Source organism: Rhodococcus sp. P4_F5 (assembly GCF_056401315.1).
Map to the genome: position 1 here is coordinate 1 of NZ_JBFUJP010000041.1, position 25,712 is coordinate 25,712.

Below are 25,712 nucleotides of genomic sequence, written 5' to 3' on the forward strand. Positions count from 1 at the left end.
GCTGGTCGTTGTCCGTGGGGCGCCTCACCGCATGAAGATCTGCGCCTGTTGTCGCGGTCGTGACCTGCCCGAGGGCAAGGCGGTCGTGACCTGCCCGAGGCAAGAAGGCGTTGACCACCGTGGGGCAGCGTTACGCCTGTGGCCGACGATCGGCAGCCAACGTGCTGAGCAGGATGTGGTCGAATCTGTCGCGGACCTGTGGCGGGAGTTCGAGCGCGGTGGGAAGCGCCGCAGCCAGATGCTCGGCAATTCTGCGCACCTTCACGTTCGACTGCTGCGAGCACCACGTCAGCACTTCGAAGGCGTGGTCGGCACTGATGCCGTATACCAGCATGAGCGCTCCCTTCGCCTGTTCGAGTGCGATGCGGGCCTCCACTACGTGCGGGATATTGCGGTCGAGAGAGTTCTTGATGTCGGCATCGCGCATGTTGGTCACGTCGATGTAGAACCCAGACGTTCCGATCACAGCACCACCGGCATCGACCATGCGGTCGCCGACGACGACCACGAAGTGCACCCTGTCGGCCGTGTCGACGATCCTGTGTCGTCCACTGAACGGCACCCCCTCCTGCAGAACCCGCCGGAGGGTGTCGGCGACCGACGCACGATCCTCGGGGTGTTTGTGAGCGAGCACCAGTTCCGTGGTGGGCGTGACCGTCCCGGGCTGGTAACCGTGCATCCGGGCAACCGTGTCGGACCATTCCCACTTTTCGCCGTCGAGCAGCAGCCTGAAGCTGCCGACGTGCGGAAGGAGCCCGGGATCCGGGAGTTCCTGCAGACTGCCGTCGCCTGTCACCTGTCAAGTCTGGCACCTGATCCGGTCGCCTGCCCACCCATTGTGCATTGTCACCGCCGAGACGATCCGCCGAGACAAGTTGTCGGCCGGCATGCTCCTGTGGCATCGATGCGCACCGGCCAGGCCGCGACCGGTCGCGGCCCCAGTGGGCCGTCCCCGGCCCACTGTGTACATTCCTCGGCGCGGAGGTAGGCGAGGGTGAGAACCTACTCCGAGCGGATCCAGACACTCCACCATGCCCGCCGCGCCCGGTTTGCGGAAATTCCGTGGAGCACTGATGTTTTCGCGCCCAATCGTTGCTGTCCGGTTGCTCGACCCAGCTGAGGAGAATTCATTGGTTCATTCACGATTCGAGGCGATCGGCGCCTACCTTCCGGTCGACGTCCTCACCACCGAAGATCTGATCGAGCAACTCGCCCAGAAGCCGTCCTTCGACTTCGCGGCGGTCACCGGCGTGCAGGAACGACGGGTCCGGGACAAGTCGCCCGAAAACTACGAGGACTCCTTCGCGCTCGCGATGAAGGCCGCGCGCGACTGCCTCTCGCGCTCGCGCTACGACGCGGACGACCTCGACGTGGTCATCTCGGTGTCCATCACCCGCAGCAAGGAGCGCACGAAGACCTACTTCGAGCCCTCCTTCGCCTCGGCGATCGCCAAGGAACTCGGCGCGCGGCGGGCCATCCACTTCGACCTGTCCAACGCCTGCGCGGGCATGCTCACCGGCACCTACCTGCTCGACCGGATGATCCGGGCCGGCACGGTCCGCAACGGGATGGTGGTCAGCGGCGAGGCAATCACCCCGATCGCCGAGACCGCCGTCCAGGAACTCGCCGGCGGCTACGACCCGCAGTTCGCCTCGCTTTCCGTCGGCGACTCCGGGTGTGCGCTGGTCATCGACCGGTCCGAGGACGAGGGCGACCGCATCAACTACATCGAGCTGATGACCGCCTCCGAGTACGCCGACGCCTGCCTGGGCATGCCCAGCGACCGGACCGCGGGCGTCGCGCTGTACACCGACAACCGGCGGATGCACAACGAGGACCGGTTCAAACTCTGGACCGACACCCAGCGCAATCACCTGGCCCGCCAGGGGCGCACCTTCGCCGACGAAGAGTTCGACTACATCATTCATCACCAGTTCGGCGCGTCCGCGGTGACGTTCATGAACGCGCTCGGCGAGCGCGAGTTCGGCACGCCGATGCCCGAGGCGCTCAACGTGGTCGAGAAGTACGGCAACACGTCCACCACCTCGCACTTCATCGTCCTGCACGACCAGTTGCGGCAGTCCAACATTCCCGCCGGCTCGAAGATCCTGATGGTGCCGGCGGCGTCCGGCATCGTCACCGGGTTCCTGTCGGCCACCGTCTCGTCTCTGGAGGCCTGAAATGGGTATCGTCATCACGGCAACCGGCGCCAGCCACGACACGGACACCGCGAGCAGCATCGAGCACGCCGGCCGGGCCGTGCGTGCGGTGCTCACCGACGCCGCCGTCGCCCCCGAGAGCATCGGGGTGCTCATCAACACCGGCATCTACCGGGACTCGAACACCGTCGAACCGGCGATCGGCGCGCTGATCCAGAAGGCCGCCGGGATCGGGCTCGAGTACGACGAACACGACCCCCGGTCGTTCTCGTTCGACCTGATGAACGGCGCCTGCGGCGTCCTCAACGCCGTCCAGGTCGCGGCCGCGCTGCTCACCACCGGCAGCACCGGACGCGTGCTCGTGGTCTCCGGCGACACCCATCCGTCGATGACCGGACCCGACGCCCCGGCGGACTTCCCGTACGCCACCGCCGGTGCGGCGCTCCTGCTCGAACACACCGACGGGGCAGACGGTTTCGGCCCCCTGCATGTCGAGCTGGCCGACGGCCCGGCCGCGGTCGAGGGCTTCGTCGACACCGACACGATGGGCGTCACCGGCCGCAGCGCGATGACCGTCCGGCGGTCCGACGACTTCGAGGCCCGCGTCCTCGACGTCGCACTGTCCGCGGCAACCGCCGCCATGGACGCCACCGAGTGCGATCCGGCCACCACCGTGCTGATCTCCTCGCGGCCGACGCCGGGATTCCGCGCCGCGCTGTCCGCGAAGGTCGGCATCCGCGCCGTCGACGACGCCGGCACCGCGGACCACGTCACCGGTGACACCCACACCGCCGCCCTGGCCCTGGCCTACCACCATGCCGTCGGCGCCGGTCGCCTCGACCCCGTCGAGCGGGTCCTGTTCGTGGCGGCCGGCGCCGGGCCCAGCGCCGCGGCCACCGTGTACCGGGTCCCGTCCGGCCGAGCCGGGCGATGAGCGCCGCATTGACGGACAACTGGCTCGACCGACTCACCGCCACGGCCCGCCGGCGGCCCGGTGCCCCGGCGGTGACGTCCGCAGCCGGCGCCGCCGCCGAGGGACTGCCCGACTACGCCGACGTGACGTTCGGTGAGCTCGACGAGTGGTCCGACGCCCTCGCGCAGCGGTTCGCCGCCGCGGGCATGACGGCCGGTGTCCGGACGATCGTGCTGGTCAACCCCGGTCCCGAGTTGTACGCGATCCTGTTCGGGCTGTTCAAGACCGGCGCCGTCCCCGTGGTGATCGATCCCGGCATGGGGCTGCGTCCCATGCTTCGCTGCCTCGCCGCGGTGGACCCGCAGGCCTTCGTCGGGCTGCCCCAGGCGCACGCGGTGCGGGTCCTGTTCCGGCGGGGGTTCCGTGGGGTCGGCGCCAAGGTGACCGTCGGACGCCGCTGGTTCTGGGGTGGGCACACCCTCGCCGGTCTCGGCCGCAAGCCCGTCGGCGAGCGACCGCCGACCGCACCGGCCGGCGACGACGAGCTGTTGATGATCGCCTTCACCACCGGGTCGACCGGGCCGGCGAAGGCCGTCGAGCTCACCCACGGCAACCTCGCCGCGATGCTGACCCAGACGCAGGCCGTCACCGCGGTCACCGCGGAGGAATCCGCCCTGGTGACGCTGCCGATGTTCGGGGTCCTGTACCTGCTGCTCGGCGCCCAGGTGGTGCTGCCGCCGCTGGTCCCGAGCAAGGTCGGTGACACCGACCCCCGGCACGTGGTCGACGCCGTCAACCGGTTCCGGGTGCGCACCATGTTCGCCTCCCCCGCCCTGCTCGGCCCGCTGCTCGACCACGCCCGGACCCACGAGGTGGTCATGCCGACCGTCCGTGCGGTCTTCTCCGGCGGCGCCCCGGTGCCGGCCGCGGTCGTCACCGGTCTGCGCGAGGTGTTGTCGGCCGACGCCCAGGTCCACGCCGGATACGGTGCGACCGAGGCGATCCCGATGTCCACCATCGAGTCGCGCGAACTGCTCGACGGCCTGATCGAGCGCGCCCAGAGCGGCGACGGCACCTGCATCGGCCGGCCGGTGGACGGGGTCGAGGTCCGGGTCATCGCCGTCACCGACGCCCCGCTCGAGGGCTGGGCGCAGGCCCAACCGCTGCGCGGCGCCATCGGGGAGTTGGTCGTCAGCGGCCCGAACGTCAGCACCCGTTACCACTGGCCGGCGGCCGCGAACCTGACCGGCAAGATCGCGGACGGCGACCGGACCTGGCACCGCACCGGCGATCTCGGGCGGATCGACGACGAGGGCCGGATCTGGTTCTGCGGCCGCAAGTCCCAGCGCGTCGAGACCGGCGCGGTGACGCTGCACCCGGTGCAGGTGGAGCAGGTCTTCAACGCCGCGCCGGGCGTGGCCCGCACCGCGCTGGTCGGTGTCGGCGACCGCGGCGCCCAGCGTCCCGTCCTGTGCGTGGAGACGTCCCCCGGCGCCGACGCCGCCGCCGTCCTCGACGGCCTGCGCGAGCGCGGTGCCCGGTTCCCGCTCACCGCGCAGATCGACCGGTTCCTGGTCCACCCGCAGTTTCCGGTCGACATCCGCCACAACGCCAAGATCGGCCGCGAGGAGCTGGCCGTCTGGGCGGCCACCCGCCTCACCCGAGGAGCGCAGTCGTGACGCCGAAAACCGCCCTGCTGCGGACGATTCCGATCCTCGGCTGGCTCTACCTCGCCTTCGGGGCCGGTCGGGCCCTGCGGGGACGACCCCTGCGGCATCCGCTGGCCCGGGCCGCCTGGTGGCTCGACGCGGTCCTCAGCGTCGTGGTGCACGCCGCGCAGGTCCCGGCCGCGGTCCGCGTGGCCGGCGGCGACCGGTCGCCGCTGGCGACCGCCCTGCTCACCATGACGTTTGGCATGACCTGGTGGAAGACCCAGCCCGGTTCCGAGACAAAGGAGACGAACCCGTGAGGATCCTGGTCACCGGGGCATCCGGATTCCTCGGCGGCCGTCTCGCCCGCCGCCTGGTCGACGACGGTGAGCACGAGGTCTCGATACTGGTCCGCCGCAGCAGCATCCTGACCGATCTCGGCGACACCTCCGCGATGACGCTCGTCTACGGGGACCTCGCCGACCCGGACTCGCTCGATGCCGCCACCCGCGGCGTCGACGTCGTCGTCCACAGCGCCGCCCGGGTCGACGAACGCGGTGTCCGGTCCCAGTTCCAGCGCGAGAACGTCGACGCCACAGCGCAACTGCTCGCCTCGGCGCGGGCCAACGGCGCCCGCCGCTTCGTCTTCATCTCGAGCCCCAGCGCGCTGATGAGCTACGACGGCGGCGACCAGCTCGACCTCGACGAGTCGGCGCCCTACCCCACCCGGTTCCTCAACCTCTACTCCGAGACCAAGGCCGCGGCCGAGCAGGCGGTCCTGGCCGCGAACACCGACGGGTTCACCACCTGCGCGCTGCGACCACGGGCGATCTGGGGACCGGGCGACCGCTCGGGTCCCATCGTGCGGCTCCTCGGCCGGGCCCGGGCCGGGACCCTGCCGAACCTCTCCGGTGGCCGCGACGTCCTCGCGTCGCTGTGCCACGTCGACAACATCGTCGACGCCTGCGTCAGGGCCGCGGAATCCGACACCGTCGGCGGCAAGGCGTATTTCATCGCCGACGCCGAGGTCACCAACATCTGGCCGTACATGGCCGAGGTGGCGCAGGACTTCGGGTTCGAGATGCCGGACCGGTCGGCCGACCCGCGGGTGGTCCGGTCCGCGGTCCGGGTCCTCGACCTGATCTGGAAGATCCCCTACCTGGCGACGCGGTACTCGCCGCCGCTCTCGATGTACGTGCTGGCGTTGATGACCCGCTCGTCGACCTTCGACACCAGCGCCGCCCGACGCGACCTCGGGTACGCCCCGGTGGTCGACCGCGACGCCGGCATGGCCGAGTTCCGTGACTGGGTGGACCGCCAGGGCGGCCTCGCCACGCTCACCCGTGATCTCCGTTGACCCCACCACCCGCGCCGAACCGAGGTTGCCCGTGACCACGACCGTCCCCACCTTCCAGCGACCCGTCTCGGCCACCGAACGGCTGTACCTGGCGACGCAGCCGCTGTCGCCGCCGTTCGCGATCCAGCTCGTCGTCACCGGCACCGGCGACCTCGACCCCGACGACCTCGTCGCGGCGGTGGCACGCGCGTCCGCCGCATGTCCCGGCACGCGACTGGTGCGCCGCGCCGGCGCCTGGGTCGACTCCGGCGCGGTGCCGCACGTCGAGGTCGTCGACTCGGCCGAGATCGACTTCACCGACCTCGACGCCAGCCCCGTTCTGCGCCGGCAGCTCGGGCTGAGCCCGCAGGCCACCACCGAGGTGGTGCTGCTGCGCGGCGAGGCCACCACCGTCGTCTTCCGCGCCTTCCACGGCGTGATGGACGCGAAGGGACTCGGCACGTGGGCCGCTGACGTCTTCCGGGTACTGCGGGGCGAGGACCCGGTCGGCGCGCCCGATCCCACCGCGGACCACGACCTCGTCGCCCGAATCGGCATGCGGGGCAAGCCCACCACGCTGGTGCCGACCCGTCGCTCACCCCTCGGCGTCACCGGCCGGGCGCCGCGCGACGCCCGCTTCACCTGGCGTCACCGCACCGTGCCCGGCACCACCACGGGCGCGGTCGCTCGGATCTCGGCGGTCCTCGCCGACGCCGTCGGCCGGCCCACCCGGATCATGGTCCCGGTCGACCTGCGCCGCCACGACCCCACGATCCGCTCGACCGCGAACCTGGCGCTGCCCCTGTTCCTGGACGTCGCCCCCGGCCAGTCCTGGTCCCAGGTGAACGCGCAACTGCTCGTCGGCCTGGTCGAGGGGCGCGAGCTCAACGAGATGGACAACGGCGGCCTGGCGAAGCTGCCCGCGGCCGTGACCCGCGCGATCCTCGAGGCCGCGCATCGCCTCGGGGCCCACGCCGACCGGAACCTGGTCGCCGCGATCGTCTCGCATGCCGGTGACGTCGACCCCGAACTCCTGTCCGCCCCCGGCTACACCGCAGCCAGCGTCCGGGCGCTCCCGGTCCACACCGGCCTGGTGCCGATGTCGTTCGTGATCCTCGAATCCGGTGGGAACACCGAGATCACGGTGTCCTGCCGGGCCGGGGACAAGGTGGCGGGCCGCCTCGACGAGCTGCTCGACCGGGTGGCCGCCGCGCTGACCGTCGACGACCCCGCGCCGGCCCTCGACCTCGCGCCCGCCCTGCCCATGGAGACCACCACCACCGCGACCGTCGACAACGCGGACCTCCGGTTCCGCCGGCACGCCGAACTGACCCCGGACGCGGTCGCGGTCATCGGACCCGGCGGCCGGCACACCTACCGGGAACTCGACCGCCGGGCCGACGCGATCGCGGCGGAACTCCGCGGCCACGGCGCCGGTCCGGGCTCGATCGTGGCCATCCTCGCCGACCGCAGCGTCGACGGCGTCGCCGGCCAGCTCGGCATCCTCCGGGCCGGGGCGGCCTTCCTCCCACTCGACCCGAAGCACCCCGCCGACCGGCTCTCGGCGATCGTTGCCGACTCGGGGGCCCGGGCGCTGCTCGCGGCGCGGCCGCACCGCGACCGGATCACCGCAGACGTACCGGTGCTCGTCCTGGAGGATCTCCCCGAACACACCGATCACCCCGTCCGCGAACGGATCTGCGGTGAGGACGTCGCGTTCGTCACCTACACGTCCGGATCGACGGGGCAGCCGAAGGGTGTCCTGGTCCCCCACGCCGGCGTGGTCAACTTCGTCGACTCGGCCACCGACTGGTACCTGCTCGGGCCGCAGACCCGATTCGCACACCACCACACGCCGGCCGCGGACATGGCCTGCGCGGCGTTCTTCGGCGCGCTGCTGACCGGCGGAGCCGTCGCCCTGGTGCCCGGCGAGATCTCGCACGTGTCGCTGCGGTCGATGGTCGGCGACGGCGTCGCGAACACCTTCCTGCTCACCCCCAGCCTGCTCGAGGTCGTCGTCGGGTTGGAGATCGACCCGCCGAATCCGCGCACCGTGATCATCGGAGGGGAGCAACTCCGGCCGGGGCTGGCCGCGGCGGCACGCCGGTTCTTCGGGCCCGGAGCGCGCCTGCACAACAGCTACGGCCCCACCGAGCTCAGCATCGTGTGCACCTCACACCTGATCGACCCCGACCCCGACCCGGACGCGACGTCGGTCCCGATCGGCACACCGGCGACGAACACCCCGGTGTACCTGCTCGACGCGCAGGCGCGGGCGATCCCGACCGGCGAGATCGGCGAGCTCTACTTCGGTGGCCCCCAGGTGGCACGCGAGTACCTGGGCCGGCCGGAGCTGACGGCGCAGCGGTTCGTCGTCCTGCCGGGCGGCGTCCGGGCCTACCGCACCGGGGACCTGGCCCGCCTGCTGCCCTCCGGGGTGCTCGACTTCGTCGGCCGCGTCGACGACCAGGTCAAGGTCCGCGGCAATCGCGTCGAGCCCGGCGAGGTCCAGGCCGTGCTCGACCGGTTCCCGGGCATCGGCCGGTCCGCGGTGGCCGGCCGGCGCGGCCCGAGCGGCGGCAACGTCCTCGCCGCGTACCTCGTCGCGGACGGCGGCATCGACGTCGACGCGGTGCGGAGCTTCCTCGCCGAACGCCTGCCCGCGTACATGATCCCGGCGGCGATCCACGTCGTCGACGACCTCCCGCTGACGGGCAACGGCAAGCTCGACCTGTCCCGGCTGCCCGGCGCCGGCGAGGCTGCCGGCCCTCGAGACGCCGCCCCGATGCCAGATGACGACGCGGACCCGGACCTGGGCCGCATCACCGCCATCTGGGCGAAGGTGCTCGAGATCGGCCCGCAGCGCCTGACACCGGACTCGGACTTCTTCGCGCTCGGCGGCGACTCGCTGTCCTCCCTCGAGATGCTCTCGCAGGTCTCCCGGACCGTCGTCGGCGCGGCCGGCGAGGCCCGGTTCGTCGCGCAGCTCGAGGGGCTGGTCCACCACCTGACCCTCGCCCGGGTGCACGCCGCCGCGGTCGCGGCCCGAGACGCCGGGGCGGCGTCGTGATCTTCGTCGGCCGGGGCGCCCTGCTGTGGCGGGCCGTGCGCGCGGCCGACGCCGCCGGACACCGGGTCGACCTGGTCTGCGTGGGCCCCGACGAGGCTGTCCCGGAGGGTATTCCGGCACTGCGGACCACCGACGTCAACGACGACGCCGCCACCGTGACGGCGGCCTGCCGGGACGGGCTGGTGTGGTCGATCAACAACGGGACCATCCTGCGGCCGAGGCTGCTCGGCTCCGGCCTGCGGATCTACAACATCCACAACGGCCCCCTCCCGGCGTACCGGGGCCTGCCGGAGATCGCCTTCTCCGCGGCGTTGCTGGACGGTGAAACGCATTACGGCGCAACACTGCACGAGGTCGACACCGGCATCGACACGGGCGCCGTCCTCGACATCGAACGGTTCCCGATCGCGCCGCAGGACGGGTTCCAGGAGGTGATGCTCGCCGGGCTGCGGGCCTGCCATGCGGTGTTCGTACGCAACCTCACCGCGGCGGTCGAGAACACCCTGTCCCCGATGCCGCCGTCGACGCAGCCCGCCGGGTACTACGGCCGTCGCCAACTCGCGGACATCGCCGCCCGCCGCGGGACCGACGGTTTCTCGCGCGCCGCCTCGCTCGGGGTCTTCGCCCCGCTGTACCCCGACCTGGCCGCGGCCACTGCCGGGCAGCGATCGCCGGACGGCGCCGCCCGATGACCCGGTGGGCCGCGGCGGTGGCACGCCGCCCGTGGATCGTCCTGCTGCTCACCGTGGGCTTCGTCGTCGCCGCCGGCGCGTGGGGCGCCTCGGTGACGTCGCGACTCGGCTCCGGCGGATACGCCGACCACGGCAGCGAGTCGATGCAGGTCGAGCGGCTCGTCGACGACCTTTTCGGCCGCCAGAGCCCGGACGTCGTCGCCGTCTACACCGCCCCGGACGGCCAGAGTCTCGACGACATCGGACCCGCGGTGCAGGCCCGCCTCGACACCCTCGACCCGGCCCTGCTCGACAAGCCGGTGCTGACCTACTGGAACACCCCGGCCGCCGCCTCCTCGCTCCGGTCTGCCGACGGGACGAAGGCACTGGCCGTGGTGTTCGCGGCGGGCGACGAGGACCAGCGCATCGTCGCGTTCGCCGACATCGCCCCGCACCTGTCGGTGCCCGGCGTGCACACCGACACAACCGGGTTCGCCGCCCTTGCCGCCGACATCAACGCGCAGTCCCAGCGCGACCTCGTCGTCGCCGAGTCGCTGTCCCTCCCGATCACGTTGCTGGTCCTGGTCCTGGTCTTCGGCGGGCTGGTCGCCGCGTCGTTGCCGGTGGCCGTCGGCGGGCTGGCGATACTCGGGGCCATGGCCAGCCTGCGGCTGATCGTCGAGTTCACCGACGTCAACGTCTTCGCGGCCAACATCGCCACCCTCCTCGGACTCGGACTGGCCATCGACTACGGGCTGTTCGTCGTCAGCCGCTTCCGCGAGGAACTCGCCGACGACGACGCCGACGTCGACGGCGCCCTGGCCCGCACACTCGCCACGGCCGGCCGCACAGTCGGCTTCTCGGCGGTCCTGCTGATCTGCGCCTTCGCCGGGACCCTGGTGTTCCCGCAGGTCTCGCTCCGGTCCCTCGGCTACGGCGCCATGTCTGCGGTCGCGGTCGCCGCGGCGCTGTCGCTGACGGCGCTCCCGGCGGCACTGGTCCTCCTCGGACCCCGCATCGGCGCGGGCAGCTGGCGCCGGGATGCCTTCGCGCGGGGCGAGGCCCGCGCCCAACGATTCTGGGGCCGCGTCACCCGGAGCGTGCTGAGGCGGCCGCTCGCCACCGCCACCGCCGTCACCGCGGCCCTGCTGGTACTGGCCGCCCCGATACTCGGCATCACGCTGACCGACGTCGACCACACCGCGCTCCCGCCCGGCAGCGCGGCGCGGGTCACGGCGGAGCAGGTGGCCGCCGAGTTCCCGGCGGCGAACAGCGGCGTCATCGTCGCGGTCCGCGGCGCCGACGGTCAACCACCGGCCGCCCTCGGGGTGGAGGGGTTGCGCCGCGAGATCGCCGCGGTCGACGACGTGTCCGAGGTCGCCGTCGCCGGGACCCGCGAGGACGTGACCCTCCTCCGGGCTCAGCTGTCGGTGCCCGACCGGTCCCAGCAGGCGATGCACGCCCTCGCCGGCATACGCGCCGTCGACGCCCCGGCGGGCACCGACGTGATGCTGGGCGGGATGACCGCGATCACCGCCGACGGGGTCGACGCGATCGTCGACCGGCTGCCGTTGATGATCGCGGTGATGGTCCTCGCGACGCTGGTGCTGCTGTTCCTCGGGTTCGGGTCGATCGTGCTGCCGGTCAAGGCGGTGCTCGTCGCCTTCCTCAGCCTGGGTGCCACCTTCGGGATCCTGACGACCGTGTTCGTGGGCGGCCATCTCGCCGGCGTACTCGGCGTCAGCCAGGGTCCGCTGGCCGCCGGGATGGTGGTACTGGTCATCGCCGTGGTCTTCGGACTCTCGACCGACTACGAGGTGTTCCTCATCTCGCGCATGGTCGAGGCCCACCAGCAGGGCGCGAGCACCGACGACGCCATCCTGGCCGGCACGACCAGGACCGGCCGGGTGGTGACCGCGGCCGCCGCGCTGCTCGTGCTCGTCACCGGCGCGTTCACCCTCTCCACGCTCACTCCCATGCGGTTCATCGGAATCGGCATGATGATCGCCCTCGTGCTCGATGCGACGCTGGTCCGAATGCTGCTCGTCCCCGCCCTGGTGAAGCTCATGGGCGAGGCCAACTGGTGGCGGCCGGCGTGGTTGCCATCGGGGACGTCAGAGCGCAGTGTTAGTGGACAACACAACGTCAGTGGGCAACACGACGCCGAGACCGGCAGCCGAACACCTGCTCCGCCGTAGGCCCAGGCCGGGGCGGGCCGGACAGTCACCACCAACACGCCGCTGAGAGACCGCCATGAACAAGACCGCGTTACGCCTCGCATTGGCAGCAACGGCTGCCGCATCCCTGATCGCCCTCGGACCCGGTGTCGCAGCGGCGGCCCCGGCGCCGGCCCCGGTTCCCGAGGCGGTCCACCCCGTCGTCCTGTTCGGCCAGCTCGGTCCGCTCGGCGCTGTCCTCTCGTGCGCACCGGTCGGACTGCTGCCGATCCTCGGGCCGAACGTCATCTTCCCGATCTGCGTGGTCTGAGGAGTCCCGCTCCCCCGGCACCCCACGCCCTGTCGGGGCGGGAGACGAGAAAGCCCCCACCCTCGAACGAGGGTGGGGGCCTTTCGACACCAGCTCAGGAACCGATCAGGTCCTTCACGAGATTGGTGGCAACGCCGATCAGGACGGCGGTGAGCATGGTTTCGACGCTTCCCATTGTGGGCTCCTTCAATACGATCTGGTCAAGGCGGAGTTGACCATACGCGAGCGGGCGGCCCTCGGTACTACGAACTGTCGCGTTTGGCCTGACGTTTGATGCCGGCGGCGATGTCGGACGCCTCCCGCTTCTTACGGCCCGCCGACTTCTGCTTCGACTTCTTGTTCACCCGGCCCTGCTGACCCGCGGAATCCGGGCCGGTGCCGTTGCCCGCGAAGGCCGGGGCGTCCTGGCGTGCCCGCGCGAGTCGCTCTCGCTTCAACTCGGCGGCGCTCTCCTTGGCCACCGCACCCAGGCGACGACTCACCTGACCGAGCGCCTGCTCGAAAACCTCGACCCTGGCGGCGTTTCGAGTCGTGGTCCGTCCCGCCGCGCCCCGGCTCGCCTTGTCGGTCACCGCGGCAGCGGCCTCACGCCGGTAGACCTTGGCGTGCTTGTTGCGGGCCTTGCGCACCCGGGTGTGCAGGTCGATCAGGGCGTCCTCGTCCAGACCGTGCAGGTGGTCCCGCTTCGTCTCCAGCACCAGCACGTTCTCGGTCTCCGACAACGACTTCAGCAGCTTCTTCATGGAAGCCCCTTCTCTCGGCAACCGTCCCGGGGTGTCCGGGTCGCACCTTGCGCGACAGTAGCTTCACGTGACGGGCCCGTCGGTATCCGCTACGTCCGGTTCGTCCCAGGCTAGCGACAAAGCGGCCTGACTGGTTGGAACAGCGGAACCGCGCGGCGGCCCTCACGCCCCCGCTCCTCCCGTGCTCCCGGGCGGATCGTCGACCGCCCCGAGGAAGTCGCGGATCGCCGCGGCCAGTTCACGCGGGCGGTCCTCGGGGATCAGGGTGTAACAGTCGTCGAGTTCGACGAGCCTCGCGCGCGGGAACATCTCGGCGAGCCTGCGACCGTGCTCGAGCGGCATCACCACGTCCTCGGTCCCCCACACCACCAGCACCGGACCCTCGAACGAGGCTGCCGCGGTGGCCCATTCGCCCAGCACCCGTCGGCTCGGGACGGAGGTCACGTACTTGCGCAGGTCGCGCCGGATCGACCGGTCGCGGGTGGCCGGACCGAACCACCCGTCCATCACCTCGGTCGGCACCGGCCGCTTGCTCATCGCACCCCAGGCCCGCGGTGACCGCCGCATCACCCGCAGCCGCATCAGTTGCATTGCGAGAAACAACCCACCCGGGACGCGGGCAGCCGCGACGATCGGCCGCGCGGGCGGGGGCGGATAGTTCTCGAAGGCCTCGCTGGCCGTGAGGACGAGCCGTCCGATGCGAGAGGTGTCGCCGTTCGCGACCAGCACCTGCGCACCGCCCCAGTCGTTCTGCGCCAGCGTGACGTCGGTGAGGCCGAGCCGCCCGACGAACTCCCCGATCAGCACGGCCAGCGAACGCAAGGACAGGTCGGCATCGGCCCGCATCGGCACCCGGTGCCCGCCGAGCGGCCAGGTCGGGAGGATGCACCGGAAGTCCTCACGCAGGTCGTCGACGACGTGGCGCCAGAGGGTCCCGTCCATGGTCAGTCCGTGCAGGAACACGATGACCGGTCCCGCGCCGCCGGTGTCCTCGTACTCGACGGTTCCCACGGACAGCTCGACTGTGCGCACGATGCGCCCCCTCGGCAACGATTAGATAGATCGTTCTAATGTAGGCTAGGTCACAGGCAGTACGGACGCAACGGCCGTTTCGTTCCCACCGCGCGACAGGGAGGGAATCACCATGCCGGACACCAGGACTCGGATCATGAACAGCAGCGCCGAGCTGCTTCGGCGCAACGGCTACGCGGGCACCGGACTCAAGCGGATCGCCGTCGAGGCGGACGCACCGTTCGGGTCGATCTACCACTTCTTCCCCGGCGGCAAGGAGCAGCTCGCCGACGAGTCGATCCGCGCGTCCGGCGCGACGTACGCCGACCTCTTCGCCGAGATCATGGATCCGGCTCCGGACCTGCTCTGCGGCGTCGCCGCGATGTTCACCGGCGCGGCCCGGACCCTGGTGGAGACCGACTTTGCCGACGCCTGCCCCATCGCCACCGTCGCCCTCGAGGTGGCGAGCACCAACGACACCCTGCGCCGGGCCACCGCGGACGTGTTCGACGGCTGGGTCCGGGCCGGGGTCCCCCGGTTCGCTCGTTGGGGGCTCGACGCGGCCACCTCCCGATCGCTGACCCTCGCCCTGATCACCGGGCTCGAGGGCGGCTTCGTGCTCAGCCGGGCGCAACGCAGCACGGAGGCCCTCGAGGCCGCCGGGGCGAGCGTCGTCGCGGCCACCCGGGCGGCCCTCGCCGCGACATCTCCCGACAATGCGGCGACGCACGACACTGCGGCGACGCACGAAACGGCGGTGAGCCATGATTGAGTCCACCAGTCCCGCCGGCACCGACGAGCCCCTCAGCCTGGCCGACCGCGCCTGCCTGCCGATGGGCGACGGCGACCGGATCCGACTGCTCCTCGACGTCATCGAACTGGCGCAGACGCGCGTCGGCTACGACGAGATTGCCGATCTCGCGGCCCCGGCCCTCGCCGACTACGGCGTGGCGTTGAACCCGGACGTGGCGGCCGGCTGGAACCTCGCGTGCGAAATCCTCACGCGCACACTGGAGTCCCGGCTCCCCCACTGACCGTCGCGGAGCGGCGGAACGACGGCGGCGAGGGCGACCCAGTCAGCCCGCGCCCGGCCGATCTCAGCCGCGCGGCGACACCGCGGAGAGCACCTTCGGCAACGCCGTCCAGTCCGCGGTCACCACGCTCGCCGAGTGCTGCGCCAGCAGCGAGACCCGGCCGAGGGCCACTCCCTGGGGCGGCGAGACACCGTCGATCGGCGGCGCCACCTGGTGCGCGTCGGTCATCACCAGGATGTACCCGCGATCGCGGTACCACCGGGTGTCGATGCCACCCCCGAGGTAGTCCGAGGCGTCGCCGTCGAAGAACACGAACCAGGGTCGCACCGTCGGGTCGTATCGGGTCTCACGGGGATCGCCCGACTGCGCGCCGTGCACCGCGGGGAAGGCGGCCGCCTCAGCCAGCCTGCCCGTCGCGGCGAGGTCGCGCAGGTGCGTGGCGTACTCGCGATCCGTCCACAGGTCGTCGAGCGGGTTGACCTCCTCGACGGTGCCCGGGATCAGCTCGAACACGAACTTGCCCGCCATCTCGTCGACGGTGGGCCATCCCCGCTCCTGCACGGCCTCGTCCAGGGTCAGCCCGGAGTCCCCGACCAGGTCGGCGGGCCGCAGCAGGGCGTCACCGAGTCGCTCGCCGACCAGCGCGTCGAACTCGCCGGGTCCGTGGGTGGCACAACCGGCCGAGAACTGGTCGAACTCGTCCGGCCCGAGACCACAGCCCGCGTTGAATCCGTCCTTCATCTCCACCTTGACCAGGACCGGACGATGGCCGGGGTTCGCGTCGTGCCACGCCCGCAGGTCCGACAGGCACCCTTCGAGCCCCGTGTCCCGGGGCCCGCCACGCAACTGCGCCGCGGTCCGGGCCCCCGCGCAGTTGTTGTCGTTGCCCACCGGATTGTTGTGCGCGACCCGCCAACCCGGCGCGGCGAAGTTGGTCCAGACGTCCAGCTCGATCAGCGCGGTGCCGGAGTCCAGGGCGTCGGCCAGGTACGGGTAGGCGGTCTTCTCGTAGGTGTTGTGCACGCCGACGGACGTGGTGTCCGCGTAGGTCGACCCGGCCGGGACCGACTGCGGCGCTCCCGTTCCCGCGACCGCGGGTGTCGCGGCGACGACCGACGCGACGAAAATCATGGCTACGCCTGCGGCGCTGTGTCGTAGTCGACGGATCACTGGCTGCTACCTTCGGTCTGCGGGAGGCGATCAGCCAGCAGCGTACGGACTTCCGGCGCCGCCCGGTCGTCATTCCCCCGACCGGCGTCAGGCATCGGAGGGCACGAACCATGGCGAGCAACGAGATCCGACTGACCCAGCACGTCGCCGCGTCACCCGCGAAGGTCTGGGCGGTGCTCACCGACCTCGACAATGCGCAGCAGACGCTGTCGGGCGTCACCCGGGTCGAGCGCGTCTCCGGCGAGGGATACGCGGTCGGCACCCGTTGGCGCGAGACCCGCAAGATGTTCGGCAAGGAGGCGACGGAGGAGATGTGGGTCGCCGAGGTGGAACCGGAACGCCGCACGGTGGTCAAGGCGCACTCGTCCGGCACCGACTACACCACGGCGTTCACGCTGGCCCCCGCCGGCGAGGGCGCCGATCTGACGATGGTCTTCTCCGCCGAGACCGGATCCTCGCTGCTCCTGAAGATCATGATGAAGGTGTTCGGCGGGATCGGGATGAAGGCCTCCACCAAGGCCATGACGCAGGACCTGCGCGACATCGCGACCCGCGCCGAGAACAGCTGACTGGGATCACTCGGCTGCTCATCCCCTACGTCGCCCGGGCTGCCAGCCTCACCGCTGGTGAGGGTGAGGTCATCGTCGCATTGGACCCCTCACAGGCAATCCACGTTCTCCGGCTCGGCGAGCCCGACTCCGCGGAACTGGAACGACAACTGCGCGAAGCCCTGGATAATGGATATTATGACGTTTCGCCTGGCAGCGGCCGGTTTCCGGGCTACCGGATCGCGAGCTGCTTGTCCGGTCCGGTTCAAGTTGGCCAATACGCCCCCCTTCAACCTCCTGGCGATTCATCGACTCGCCCGACAGTGAGCGGACACCCGATGCGTGCGACGATCCGGGTGCCCCAGAATCGCCATCCGAACCGTCGGCCGCACTTATCCGGTCGGCGGTTCGTCGTCTGCGACGCTGTCCGGTACGCCCTCGCCGTAGCGGTTGCCGCGATCGGGATTCCCCCGATGGATCACGTTCGCCAGGTTCCCGTGTCGCGCGTGGACCACGCGATTGCCCGTGCGCGCCGGCGCGATCGGAGCGGCGTCGCGTTCGGCCCGCCCGGCGACACGCGTCAGCGCGCGACGCTGAGTCGTTCGAGGCGGGCCACTGCCGCCTCCGCCACCGCCAGGGCGACCTCGGCGCTGTCCATCCGGTCGTGCGTCTCGATGGCCGCCCAGTTCCGGCCGTGCGCGTAGGCGCTGAGCAGGTTCCATTGGATGGGCACCTCCATCGCCGGGTCGGGGCCGCCGAGCGAGTCCGGCGGCATCAGCAGGCCCGCCTGGGCGACGATGAAACTGTCCGAGTCGATGGCGTGGAAGCGGCGCTCGCTCAGGCCGGAGCGCAGCGTCCGGGCGGCGCCCAACAGCTCCGCGCGTCGCGCGTCGGCGACCGAGCACTCGCGCGATCCGGCCCGGCTCGTCTCCAGGTACTGACGGCGGTAGATCTGGTCGCGATAGCCGAACTGCAATGTGCGATAGCACTGTTCGTCGATCGGACCGGCCATCAGCCACAGCGCGGTGGCCGCCGTCGTGATGGCGGAACGGACCAGGGTTGGGTGCGCGAACTCGTGCGCGGCGTCCCGGCCGGCCATGTCCAAGTGGTCGAGGGCACTGCGGATGAGCTGGACGACGGTGCCGTGGATCGAGAGGCCCGACGCCTGCAGCGCCCGGTCCGCGACCTCGGCGTCGGACCCCGGCGCGGCCTCGATGCGGCGCAGCTGGCGCGCCAACTCACCGGCCGCAGTCGACACCCGCTCGCCCATACCCATCTCCCGGACCGGATCGTCATCCCTCATCGCGGCGAGGCTGCCATCGATCTCGGCCCACGATCCCGGCGAGCTCCCCGACATCGCCCACGCGGAGATTGTCTCTCCGGTCCGCCGCGCCCAACAACCCGTCGGGCGTGTCAATGGTCGGTGGGCCCTCGCGTGACGGGGGTTCGTCACCCTGGGGCGGTTGTTTGCGGACTTCCGCCCGTCGTGCCCGGCGGTCGTTGTAGGTAGCGCCGAGGCGTTCGAGCATCCGCCGCCCGAGGCCCTCGGCGAACGCCGCCACCTCCGGTTCGACTGCCGCGGCGGCGTCGACCGGGAGCGCCGGCACACCGAGCAGCCGCAGCTCATCGGTACGGCCCTGGAACGGTGTGGCCTTGCGCGCCGCGGTCATCGCCCGGCCGAGCACCTTGGCCGGCGCGTAGTCGTCCTCGTCGAATCCCTTGGCCTGGCCCACAGCTCGCAGCTTCGCCACACCCGCTGCGAGGACGGCGTGGGTGTAGAGGCGGTGCGACTCGCGGTACGTAGGCCCTCAGTAGTTACGTCCGCCGTCAGTAGTAGTGCCGACGCCCGCCCACCGCACGACCGGCCGAACCCAGTGCGAGCAGCACCAGCCCGACCACCGCCAGGATGATGCCGATCGTCCACAGCAGCGGGATCCCGGCGACGTATCCGATGACGAGCAGGATGATTCCGAGAATGATCATGGCGGTCTCCGATCGGGTCACTCGCTCCGACTGACCGGGTACCCGGTCCGCGGTCGAGTCAAACACGCTGCCGCGTTTCCGATGCCCCGCCGGCGGGTACCCCCGGACCATGACCGACTTCCGCGCAACCCAGCCCGACCCGGTGCCGCCGATGCCCGGGCCGCCGCCACCCGAACCACCGGTGCCCCAGCCACCGGGACCACCGGGTCCCATTCCCGATCCGGTGCCACCCGGCCCGGCTCCGGATCCACTGCCGCCCGACCCCATTCCACCGACGCCGGACCCGCTGCCCGGCCCACCCGTACTCGCCGCCCGGGAGCAGTCATGAGAATCGTCACGATCCTGGCCCTGGGCTGGTTGATTGTCGGGGCCGTCGCCGCGGGCCAACGCGGGTACTACAGCAGCGACTCGGCGACCAGTTGCGCGAGCGCGGGCACGATCGCGCTGACCGTGGTCGCGGGACCACTGAACTACTTCGGCGTGAACCCGAAGATCTCGGACTGCACGCTGCCGCAGCCCAGCAGCTGAGTCCGCCTCACCGACTGATCGCGTCCCGCATCGCCGGCAGCATCGCCCACAACTGGTCCTGCCAGTACGGCCAGCTGTGCGTGCCGAAGGACGGGAACTCGAAGTGGGCGGAGTCGATGCCCATGGTCATCAACCGCACCTCGAACGCCCGGGTCTGCACCAGCGACAAGGCCTCCAGCCCCATCGCGGTGGACGTGTTGAAGTAGTCGACCGGGTTCACCGGCCGGTCGTGATCGCCCGGCAGTCCGCTGCCGGCCGAAATCCACATGGGCAACCCCCGCAGCCCCTCTGCCTGTACGAACGGGTCGTGCAGCAACCAGGCCGGATCCCAGGGCGGACCCCACATGCTGTCCGCGTTGTACTGTCCCGCATCGAGCATCGCGACCCGGATCGCCTCCCGCATCCCGGGAGCCGACAGGTTGAGGTATCCGGACAGGGCGCCGGCGAAGACGAACTGGTCGCGATGACGGGAGGCCAGGATCAGCGCCGCGTTGCCGCCCATCGACAGTCCCACCACCGCGTTCCGGGACCGGCTGATGCCGTAGTTCCAGGCGAGGTGGTTGGGCAGGTTCTCGGTGAGGAACTTCTCCCACATGTAGGTGTAGGACTGGTTGGTGAAGTTGTTCGGCCCGTACCAGTCGCTGTAGAAACTGGACTCGCCACCGACCGGTTCGATCACGTTGACGCCGTGGTCCGAGAGCCAGGCGGCGTTGGTCTCGTGTTCCCAGCCGCTGACGTCGTCCGTGGCCCGCAGGCCGTCCAGCAGGTAGACGGCGCGATTGCTCCCGTTCCTGGCCAGCCAGATTCGGACCTTGATCCGGCCGACACCGCCGGGTGCCGACACCCAGTCCTCCTGCAACCGGGCGTACGGTCCGGCGGATGCGACGGCGCCGCTACCGAGGGCGATTCCCAGCGGCAGAACCACCGCCGCGACGACGAGCAGCACCAGTGAGCGCAACGAGCGCCGTGGGGGTCGCGGGGTTTCGCGCATCAGAATCAACCTCCGTCACATCAGTAACTTGGGTCTCACTGACAAGCACGGTATTACCGGCGGCGTGCGGCGACGAGGTCTGTGCTCAATCGTTACCTCGGCTCACCCCATCGTGATCTGCGCGAACTCCCGGGGCCTGGACGAGGTGCATCGTCGAAATTGCTGCTGGATAGTGGCCACCATGAAACGTGTGGTGGTGGCGCCCGACAAGTTCAAGGGATCGTTGACGGCAGCCGAGGTCGCGAACGCCCTCGCCGCCGGACTGGTGGCGGGGGACCCCACCCTGGAGGTCCTGTGCGCTCCGGTTGCAGATGGTGGCGACGGCACTGTCGCCGCCGCCGTCGCCTCGGGCTGGTCACCTGTCCTCGTCAACACCACCGGGCCCACCGGTCAGCCGATGCCGGCCTCGTACGCGGCACGCGGATCGGTCGCCGTAGTGGAACTCGCATCGGCGGTGGGACTGGAAGCCCTCCCCGGCGGGGTGCCGGACCCGCTCGGCGCCAGCACCTTCGGGCTCGGCACCGTCATCAGGCACGCGCTGGAGGGGGGCGCTCGCGAGATCGTCATCGGCCTCGGGGGCAGCGCGTCGACCGACGGCGGCGCCGGGATGCTGCAGGCGCTCGGCGTTCGGATACTCGACGCCGAGGGAAACGACGTCACGGGCGGCGGCGGCCCGCTGCGCGGCGCGCGGCGGGTGGACCTGAGCCGGCTCCATCCCGCGGTGGCGCAGACCCGGTTCCGACTCGCCTGCGACGTCGACAACCCGTTGCTCGGGCCGAACGGTGCCACCGCCGTCTACGCACCCCAGAAGGGGGCGAGCGCTGGCGATCTCGTCGCGCTCGAGGATGCGATGACACAGTGGGCGCGGGTCGTGCGCGCCGCGACCGGCCGCGACGACGGCGACCGCGCGGGGGCGGGGGCGGCGGGCGGGACGGCATTCGGCGCCATCTCCGTCCTCGGTGCTCAGACTCAGCCCGGCATCGAGACGGTCCTCGACCTCGTCAACTTCCGTCGGGTGCTCGCCGGGGCGGACCTCCTGGTCACCGGGGAGGGATCGCTGGACGCGCAGAGTCTGCACGGCAAGGCCCCCATCGGCGTCGCGGCCGCAGCCCGCCGGGCGGGTGTGCCCGTCGTCGCGGTGGCGGGACGAAGCGCACTCACCGAGAATCAACTGCGCGATGCCGGCATCGTCAAGGCCTACACGCTCGCCGAACTCGAGCCGGACCTCGACAGATCGATCGCGAATGCAGCGGACCTGCTGCGCCGCATCGGCCGCACGATCGCCGCGACCCGATCCACCATCGGCCAGCGACGCGAATCATGACCGGGACCAAGGGACCTGCACCGTCGCATCACGGTGCGGCCGGCCCCCGGCTCACCCCATCGTGATGCGACGGTGCGCGAGCATCCAGCGTCCGTCGACCCGCCGGAAGACGTCGTCGTAGCGACCCACGCTCGACAGCCGCACCGCCGTGGTGGTGTCCACCAAGAACATCCAGTACGCCGTCGCCTCCGCGACATCCTCACCGGTCGGACTGACCGAGATGGTCGTGAGCACGTGCCTGGTTGCCGTGCCGGGCCCCTGGATACCGTCCGCCCGACGCGCGCGGACGCCCTCCCCCAACTCCTCCCGGCCCGCGCGGCGCTGCGCAGCCATCCCGGTCCGTGGGTTGGCCGGCGACTCCCACACCGCGTCGACGGTGAAGTTGGCGAGGTACTCCTCGACCTCCCCGTCGTCCGCGAGATGCGCCAATCGCGCGAGCAGGGACTGGATTTCGACGACGGCTTCGGCGTGGGTCATGCCGCAACCATGCCCCGCGACCGCCTGCGGGACATCGTCGGTTCCCACCTCACGGGATCGCGGGCCCGACGGCCCGGCAATTACGGGTACACCCGCATCGGAAATTACGGCCAATCCCGCAATTGGTAATCCCTTTGTCGCTACATTGCAGGGCGAGCGAGGTCACCGTAGGACAAGGATCCGTTCACCAGGCATTCACCAGTGCACGTCCGCCGCGCACTGGTTGGCGGTAACGATCTTCGGGAGGTCGGATTGAGCGCGACGACAGAGCCAGTGGCCGGACGGCGAGAGGATGCCCGTGCCTAGGCCCGGGCCGGTCCGCCCGTTGGTGGGCGTGAAGATGGATGCCAACCAGATCCAGGAGTACGACCAGCAGGCCGCGCACGAGGGGCTGCTGATGAAGTCCGGCAAGCCGAACCGGTCGGAGCTGATCCGCATCAAGCTGGCCTTCGCCGACGAGCACATGCCGAACGGCTGGCGCCCCTGATCCGTGCCGGCACCGGCATCTCGTCGGCGCCGGAACCCGGCAGGTCAGGCAGGGACCGGCGACAGTTCCCAGGGTCCGTCCCCGTCCAACTCGAGCTGCCGGGAGTGGTGCCGGTCGACGGTGCTGCGGTGGCTCACGCTCACCAGCATGCACTCCGGGACCTCCGTGCGGATCAGGTCGTACAGGGCGTACTCGAGTCCCTCGTCGACCGCCGAGGTCGCCTCGTCGAGGAACGCGAGCTTCGGCCGGATCAGCACGATCCGGGCGAACGCGATCCGCTGCTGCTCGCCGGGCGAGAGGATCTTCACCCAGTCCGCCTGCTCGTCGAGGCGGTCTACGAGGTTGCCCAACTGCACCTTTCGCAGCGTCTCGCGGATCACCTCGTCGTCGAGGAGGTCGGGGGTGCCCGGGTAGGCGACCGCGGTGCGCAGGTCCCCGAGCGGGAGGTACGGCATCTGTGAGAGGAACAGGGTGTCGTCGCCGAGCGGACGACGGATCACACCCTCGGTGTACGGCCACATCGCCGCCAGGCTCCGGAGCAGCGTCGTCTTGCCGCTGCCCGAGCGCCCCTTCACGACCAGGGTGTCGCCGGGTGCCATCGCCAGGTTCAGGTCGGCGATCAGCGACTGCCCGTCCGGCCGGCGCACCTGGACACCGCTCAGTTCCAGGGCGCTCGCGAGTTCCGCGGTCTCGATTGTCGGCAGCTCGCGCGAGTGCCGGTCCGCGTCGAGCAGTCCGCTGAGCCGGATCAGGCTCGCCCGGTACCCGGCGAAGACGTCGTAGGACTCGCGGAAGAAAGACAGCGAGTCGTGCACCTGACTGAAGGCCGTGGACGACTGGGTCATGTCGCCGAGGGTGATGGTGCCCGCGAAGAACCGCGGCGCCTGGATGACGAATGCGAACACCACCGAGATCTGGTTGACGACGAGGTTCCAGCCGCTGAACTTCAGCGTCCGGAACACGATCCGCCAGAAGTTGGCGATCACCGCGGCGAACCGGGTCAGCAGGCCGTGGCGTTCGACGCCCTCGCCCCGGTAGAACGCCACGTTCTCGGCGCCGTCGCGCACCCGGACCAGTGCGTACCGGAAGTTGGCGGTCAGCTGCTCGTTCCAGAAGTTGAGCCGGATCAGCGGCCGTCCGATCCAGAACGCCACGATGGTGGAGACGAGGACGTACGCGAACACCAGGAACACCATCGCGCGGGGGATCTCGTTGCCCCACACCGTCATCGGGCCTGACAGGTCCCACAGGATCCTGGTGAAGGACACCAGGCTCACGAGCGCACCGACCGCACCCATCGACAGCGTGCGCGAGGTCTGCACGAAGTTGGTGATGTCGGTCTCGATGCGCTGGTCCGGGTTGTCGATGCCCGCGTCGACGAACCGGCCGCGGTAGAAGGCCCGCCCGTCCAGCCAGTCGGTGGTCACGTGCTCGGTCATCCACAGCCGCCACCGGATGTCGAAGGCCTGACCGACGTAGTAGTCGACCAGGCTGCGCACCACGTGGATCGTCGCGAGGATCCCGAACACCAGCAGGCTGTGCCAGAACGCGGCCTTCGCCAGATCCAGCGCGTCCGTGTCGCCCTGGGCGTAGGCCTGGGCGGCCATCTGCAGGGCCGTGTACATCTCGTTGCCCTGGTAGGAGAACAGGACCGTCATCCGGACCGCGAAGACGGTCAGGAAGAGCACCGCCGACAGCAGCGCGTACACCCGCCAGCTGCCGCGGCCGGTGTAGTAGCCGCCGCTGATCCGCCAGAACTGCCGGCCCCACCGGGTCAGCCGCGCCAGCAGCCACGCGACGATCAACAGGCACACCGCCGTGATCGCGAAGGCCTCCAGCGTCCAGATCAGGCTGTGAAGCGCCTCGTTGTTCCAGTCGAGGCCGGACGATGCGGACATGCGACTCCCCGATCAGCCGGGACGAGCGAGCGTGGCATTCCTTCGAAATGTAGACCCGTCGCGGTCTTCGCGTGTCAGGTCTTCGTCAATCCCTGCCGGGCGGCAACTCCGCCGGCCACCGCGGCAATACCCACCGTCACCAGCGCACCGAGGATCAGAGCCGGCGCCTCCCCCGGTGCGAGCACGCCCAGTTGCGTGCCGACGGTGGCCGCGGCCACCGGGATACCGAGCTGCGACGCCGCCAGCGCCCCGAGCGCCAGCGGCTGGCCCAGCAGGCGGAGTACGGAATGCACGGCCACGGCACCGAACCCGAGCAGCAGACCCAGTAGGACGAAGGACGGGTTGTCGACGAGCTCGCGCAGGTTCAGTGATGCGCCCAGCCACACGAAGAACAGCGGACCGAAGAAACCCTCGGTGATCCCGAACAGCTGGCGGGCCAGCCGTCGCGGCTCCCCGGCCGCCGCGACGGCCAGGCCGAGCGCAAACCCGGCGAGCATGACCGACACGTGCGACCACACGGCCAGCGCGGCCAGACCGAACAGGATGCCCAGGTTCACCCGCAGCTCCAAGGCGAGCCTGCGGTCCTCCGACAGGCGGTGCAGCCGGACCCCGAGCCCGCGCCGGTCCAACTCCCGGTACAGCAGGTAGACCAGTCCGGCGCACGCGGAGACCGCGACCACACCCAGCGCCGCGCGGAGCGCGTAGTCCGGGGCGATCACCAGCGGCAACGCCACGATGCAGGCGGTGTCGGCCACCGCGACCTGCGCCAGCATCCGCAGCACCGACGGCCCACCCAGCCCCAGGGAGTCGACGATCGGCAGCACCAGTGCCGCCGACGAGGACGCGATCAGCACCGCGTACAGCCCGGCCTGACCGGTCCCGAACAGGGCCGCGACGGCGATTCCGGCGGGCACCGCGAGGATCCCGACCAGCAGCGCCTGACCGGTGCCGCGCAGCAACGCCGGCCGAAGGGTCGCGTCGCGCATCGGCACGTGAGTGCCCGCGACGAACATCACCAGTGCGAAGCCGATGTCCGCCAGCATCGTGAACGTCGGCTCCGAGGCGTCGAGGATGCCCAGCACGCTGCCGCCGACCACGATCCCGGCCAGCAGTTCGCCCAGCACCACCGGCACGTGCCAGCGCTGCCGCGCGGCCAGTGCCGGCCCGAGCAGAGCCACGAGGGAGACGAGGGCGAGCGCGGCGAAGCTCACGGAAGACCGGCACCCCCTCCCG

Annotated in this window: 26 protein-coding genes; 15 read left to right on the top strand and 11 right to left on the bottom strand. The window is 70.8% G+C overall.

The genetic code is table 11. From position 1 onward, the window contains the following. Nucleotides 1–130 precede the first annotated feature (130 nt). Nucleotides 131–796 carry a PAS and ANTAR domain-containing protein gene (locus tag AC1DU4_RS16680; RefSeq protein WP_477841610.1) on the bottom strand — a complete coding sequence of 222 codons (666 nt, stop codon included), beginning with the start codon at nt 794–796 and terminating at the stop codon, nt 131–133. Between the two features lie 334 nt (nt 797–1,130). Here AC1DU4_RS16680 and AC1DU4_RS16685 point away from each other — a divergent pair, with 334 nt between their 5' ends. Genes AC1DU4_RS16685 through AC1DU4_RS16725 form a run of 9 tightly spaced genes read left to right on the top strand, consistent with a single transcriptional unit; the run spans nt 1,131 to nt 12,285 of the window. After that, a complete protein-coding gene (locus AC1DU4_RS16685) occupies nt 1,131–2,180 on the top strand; it encodes a 3-oxoacyl-ACP synthase III family protein (protein ID WP_477841612.1) in 1,050 nt (349 codons plus the stop codon). A 1-nt stretch (nt 2,181) separates the two neighbouring features. Then, nucleotides 2,182–3,093, top strand: a complete 912-nt coding sequence (locus AC1DU4_RS16690; RefSeq protein WP_477841614.1) for a beta-ketoacyl-[acyl-carrier-protein] synthase family protein — start codon at nt 2,182–2,184, stop codon at nt 3,091–3,093. Then, nucleotides 3,090–4,751 (top strand): fatty acid CoA ligase family protein, encoded by a 1,662-nt coding sequence (locus tag AC1DU4_RS16695; RefSeq protein WP_477841616.1) that lies wholly within the window; start codon nt 3,090–3,092, stop codon nt 4,749–4,751. The genes AC1DU4_RS16690 and AC1DU4_RS16695 overlap by 4 nt, the downstream gene beginning before the upstream one ends. Then, nucleotides 4,748–5,041, top strand: coding sequence for a hypothetical protein (locus tag AC1DU4_RS16700; protein ID WP_072845635.1), 294 nt, complete (start codon nt 4,748–4,750; stop codon nt 5,039–5,041). The genes AC1DU4_RS16695 and AC1DU4_RS16700 overlap by 4 nt, the downstream gene beginning before the upstream one ends. Further along, the gene (locus tag AC1DU4_RS16705) at nt 5,038–6,078 is read left to right on the top strand and encodes an NAD-dependent epimerase/dehydratase family protein (RefSeq protein ID WP_477841618.1); all 1,041 of its coding nucleotides are present in this window, start codon (nt 5,038–5,040) and stop codon (nt 6,076–6,078) included. Before AC1DU4_RS16700 ends, AC1DU4_RS16705 begins: the two co-directional genes overlap by 4 nt. Before the next feature lie 31 nt (nt 6,079–6,109). Beyond that, nucleotides 6,110–9,127 carry an amino acid adenylation domain-containing protein gene (locus tag AC1DU4_RS16710; RefSeq protein ID WP_477841620.1) on the top strand — a complete coding sequence of 1,006 codons (3,018 nt, stop codon included), beginning with the start codon at nt 6,110–6,112 and terminating at the stop codon, nt 9,125–9,127. Beyond that, nucleotides 9,124–9,819, top strand: coding sequence for a formyltransferase family protein (locus AC1DU4_RS16715; protein ID WP_477841622.1), 696 nt, complete (start codon nt 9,124–9,126; stop codon nt 9,817–9,819). The genes AC1DU4_RS16710 and AC1DU4_RS16715 overlap by 4 nt, the downstream gene beginning before the upstream one ends. After that, nucleotides 9,816–11,996 (top strand): MMPL family transporter, encoded by a 2,181-nt coding sequence (locus tag AC1DU4_RS16720; RefSeq protein WP_477841624.1) that lies wholly within the window; start codon nt 9,816–9,818, stop codon nt 11,994–11,996. The genes AC1DU4_RS16715 and AC1DU4_RS16720 overlap by 4 nt, the downstream gene beginning before the upstream one ends. A gap of 55 nt (nt 11,997–12,051) precedes the next feature. Continuing rightward, complete coding sequence (locus AC1DU4_RS16725; protein ID WP_477841626.1) at nt 12,052–12,285, top strand: hypothetical protein; 234 nt, start codon at nt 12,052–12,054, stop codon at nt 12,283–12,285. A gap of 242 nt (nt 12,286–12,527) precedes the next feature. Here AC1DU4_RS16725 and AC1DU4_RS16730 read toward each other — a convergent pair whose 3' ends face one another. Further along, a complete protein-coding gene (locus AC1DU4_RS16730; RefSeq protein WP_477841628.1) occupies nt 12,528–13,028 on the bottom strand; it encodes a hypothetical protein in 501 nt (166 codons plus the stop codon). Nucleotides 13,029–13,190: 162 nt separating this feature from the next. Continuing rightward, a complete protein-coding gene (locus tag AC1DU4_RS16735) occupies nt 13,191–14,060 on the bottom strand; it encodes an alpha/beta fold hydrolase (RefSeq protein ID WP_477841630.1) in 870 nt (289 codons plus the stop codon). Nucleotides 14,061–14,172: 112 nt separating this feature from the next. Between AC1DU4_RS16735 and AC1DU4_RS16740 the strand changes: the two genes are divergently transcribed. Further along, a complete protein-coding gene (locus tag AC1DU4_RS16740) occupies nt 14,173–14,811 on the top strand; it encodes a TetR/AcrR family transcriptional regulator (protein ID WP_477841632.1) in 639 nt (212 codons plus the stop codon). Next, entirely contained in the window at nt 14,804–15,073 is a 270-nt protein-coding gene (locus AC1DU4_RS16745; RefSeq protein WP_477841634.1) for a hypothetical protein, read from the top strand. Before AC1DU4_RS16740 ends, AC1DU4_RS16745 begins: the two co-directional genes overlap by 8 nt. 63 nt (nt 15,074–15,136) lie before the next feature. Here the strand turns inward: AC1DU4_RS16745 and AC1DU4_RS16750 are convergent, their stop codons facing one another. Then, complete coding sequence (locus tag AC1DU4_RS16750; protein WP_477841636.1) at nt 15,137–16,204, bottom strand: phosphatidylinositol-specific phospholipase C domain-containing protein; 1,068 nt, start codon at nt 16,202–16,204, stop codon at nt 15,137–15,139. Between the two features lie 149 nt (nt 16,205–16,353). Here AC1DU4_RS16750 and AC1DU4_RS16755 point away from each other — a divergent pair, with 149 nt between their 5' ends. Beyond that, entirely contained in the window at nt 16,354–16,812 is a 459-nt protein-coding gene (locus tag AC1DU4_RS16755) for an SRPBCC family protein (protein ID WP_477841638.1), read from the top strand. A gap of 559 nt (nt 16,813–17,371) precedes the next feature. Here the strand turns inward: AC1DU4_RS16755 and AC1DU4_RS16760 are convergent. The 3 genes from AC1DU4_RS16760 to AC1DU4_RS16770 form a co-directional block, all read right to left on the bottom strand. After that, the gene (locus AC1DU4_RS16760) at nt 17,372–18,094 is read right to left on the bottom strand and encodes a hypothetical protein (RefSeq protein WP_477841640.1); all 723 of its coding nucleotides are present in this window, start codon (nt 18,092–18,094) and stop codon (nt 17,372–17,374) included. Then, nucleotides 18,084–18,524 carry a hypothetical protein gene (locus tag AC1DU4_RS16765; protein WP_477841642.1) on the bottom strand — a complete coding sequence of 147 codons (441 nt, stop codon included), beginning with the start codon at nt 18,522–18,524 and terminating at the stop codon, nt 18,084–18,086. The genes AC1DU4_RS16760 and AC1DU4_RS16765 overlap by 11 nt, the downstream gene beginning before the upstream one ends. Before the next feature lie 94 nt (nt 18,525–18,618). After that, nucleotides 18,619–18,774 (bottom strand): DUF6131 family protein, encoded by a 156-nt coding sequence (locus AC1DU4_RS16770; protein ID WP_477841644.1) that lies wholly within the window; start codon nt 18,772–18,774, stop codon nt 18,619–18,621. 324 nt (nt 18,775–19,098) lie between these two features. Between AC1DU4_RS16770 and AC1DU4_RS16775 the strand changes: the two genes are divergently transcribed. Next, nucleotides 19,099–19,302 (top strand): hypothetical protein, encoded by a 204-nt coding sequence (locus AC1DU4_RS16775; RefSeq protein WP_477841646.1) that lies wholly within the window; start codon nt 19,099–19,101, stop codon nt 19,300–19,302. Nucleotides 19,303–19,309: 7 nt separating this feature from the next. On the opposite strand, the gene AC1DU4_RS16780 is transcribed toward AC1DU4_RS16775, so the two are convergent. Next, nucleotides 19,310–20,293: an alpha/beta hydrolase gene (locus AC1DU4_RS16780; protein ID WP_477841648.1), complete on the bottom strand. Its 984-nt coding sequence runs from the start codon at nt 20,291–20,293 to the stop codon at nt 19,310–19,312. A 181-nt stretch (nt 20,294–20,474) separates the two neighbouring features. Between AC1DU4_RS16780 and AC1DU4_RS16785 the strand changes: the two genes are divergently transcribed. Continuing rightward, nucleotides 20,475–21,617 (top strand): glycerate kinase, encoded by a 1,143-nt coding sequence (locus tag AC1DU4_RS16785; protein ID WP_477841650.1) that lies wholly within the window; start codon nt 20,475–20,477, stop codon nt 21,615–21,617. A gap of 51 nt (nt 21,618–21,668) precedes the next feature. On the opposite strand, the gene AC1DU4_RS16790 is transcribed toward AC1DU4_RS16785, so the two are convergent. Beyond that, nucleotides 21,669–22,094 (bottom strand): nuclear transport factor 2 family protein, encoded by a 426-nt coding sequence (locus AC1DU4_RS16790; protein WP_477841651.1) that lies wholly within the window; start codon nt 22,092–22,094, stop codon nt 21,669–21,671. A 298-nt stretch (nt 22,095–22,392) separates the two neighbouring features. Here AC1DU4_RS16790 and AC1DU4_RS16795 point away from each other — a divergent pair, with 298 nt between their 5' ends. Then, nucleotides 22,393–22,581, top strand: a complete 189-nt coding sequence (locus AC1DU4_RS16795) for a hypothetical protein (protein WP_139191225.1) — start codon at nt 22,393–22,395, stop codon at nt 22,579–22,581. A gap of 44 nt (nt 22,582–22,625) precedes the next feature. On the opposite strand, the gene AC1DU4_RS16800 is transcribed toward AC1DU4_RS16795, so the two are convergent. After that, nucleotides 22,626–24,479 carry an ABC transporter ATP-binding protein/permease gene (locus AC1DU4_RS16800; protein WP_477841654.1) on the bottom strand — a complete coding sequence of 618 codons (1,854 nt, stop codon included), beginning with the start codon at nt 24,477–24,479 and terminating at the stop codon, nt 22,626–22,628. A gap of 74 nt (nt 24,480–24,553) precedes the next feature. Continuing rightward, complete coding sequence (locus AC1DU4_RS16805; RefSeq protein ID WP_477841656.1) at nt 24,554–25,690, bottom strand: cation:proton antiporter; 1,137 nt, start codon at nt 25,688–25,690, stop codon at nt 24,554–24,556. Nucleotides 25,691–25,712: the final 22 nt, after the last annotated feature.

Coding starts and splice junctions, on each gene's coding strand:
- AC1DU4_RS16770 (WP_477841644.1), bottom strand. CDS start 18,774: ATGATCATTCTCGGAATCATCCTGCTCGTCATCGGATACGTCGCCGGG.
- AC1DU4_RS16730 (WP_477841628.1), bottom strand. CDS start 13,028: ATGAAGAAGCTGCTGAAGTCGTTGTCGGAGACCGAGAACGTGCTGGTG.
- AC1DU4_RS16720 (WP_477841624.1), top strand. CDS start 9,816: ATGACCCGGTGGGCCGCGGCGGTGGCACGCCGCCCGTGGATCGTCCTG.
- AC1DU4_RS16775 (WP_477841646.1), top strand. CDS start 19,099: ATGAGAATCGTCACGATCCTGGCCCTGGGCTGGTTGATTGTCGGGGCC.
- AC1DU4_RS16740 (WP_477841632.1), top strand. CDS start 14,173: ATGCCGGACACCAGGACTCGGATCATGAACAGCAGCGCCGAGCTGCTT.
- AC1DU4_RS16780 (WP_477841648.1), bottom strand. CDS start 20,293: ATGCGCGAAACCCCGCGACCCCCACGGCGCTCGTTGCGCTCACTGGTG.
- AC1DU4_RS16785 (WP_477841650.1), top strand. CDS start 20,475: ATGAAACGTGTGGTGGTGGCGCCCGACAAGTTCAAGGGATCGTTGACG.
- AC1DU4_RS16745 (WP_477841634.1), top strand. CDS start 14,804: ATGATTGAGTCCACCAGTCCCGCCGGCACCGACGAGCCCCTCAGCCTG.
- AC1DU4_RS16760 (WP_477841640.1), bottom strand. CDS start 18,094: ATGAGGGATGACGATCCGGTCCGGGAGATGGGTATGGGCGAGCGGGTG.
- AC1DU4_RS16690 (WP_477841614.1), top strand. CDS start 2,182: ATGGGTATCGTCATCACGGCAACCGGCGCCAGCCACGACACGGACACC.
- AC1DU4_RS16750 (WP_477841636.1), bottom strand. CDS start 16,204: ATGATTTTCGTCGCGTCGGTCGTCGCCGCGACACCCGCGGTCGCGGGA.
- AC1DU4_RS16790 (WP_477841651.1), bottom strand. CDS start 22,094: ATGACCCACGCCGAAGCCGTCGTCGAAATCCAGTCCCTGCTCGCGCGA.
- AC1DU4_RS16725 (WP_477841626.1), top strand. CDS start 12,052: ATGAACAAGACCGCGTTACGCCTCGCATTGGCAGCAACGGCTGCCGCA.
- AC1DU4_RS16800 (WP_477841654.1), bottom strand. CDS start 24,479: ATGTCCGCATCGTCCGGCCTCGACTGGAACAACGAGGCGCTTCACAGC.
- AC1DU4_RS16755 (WP_477841638.1), top strand. CDS start 16,354: ATGGCGAGCAACGAGATCCGACTGACCCAGCACGTCGCCGCGTCACCC.
- AC1DU4_RS16695 (WP_477841616.1), top strand. CDS start 3,090: ATGAGCGCCGCATTGACGGACAACTGGCTCGACCGACTCACCGCCACG.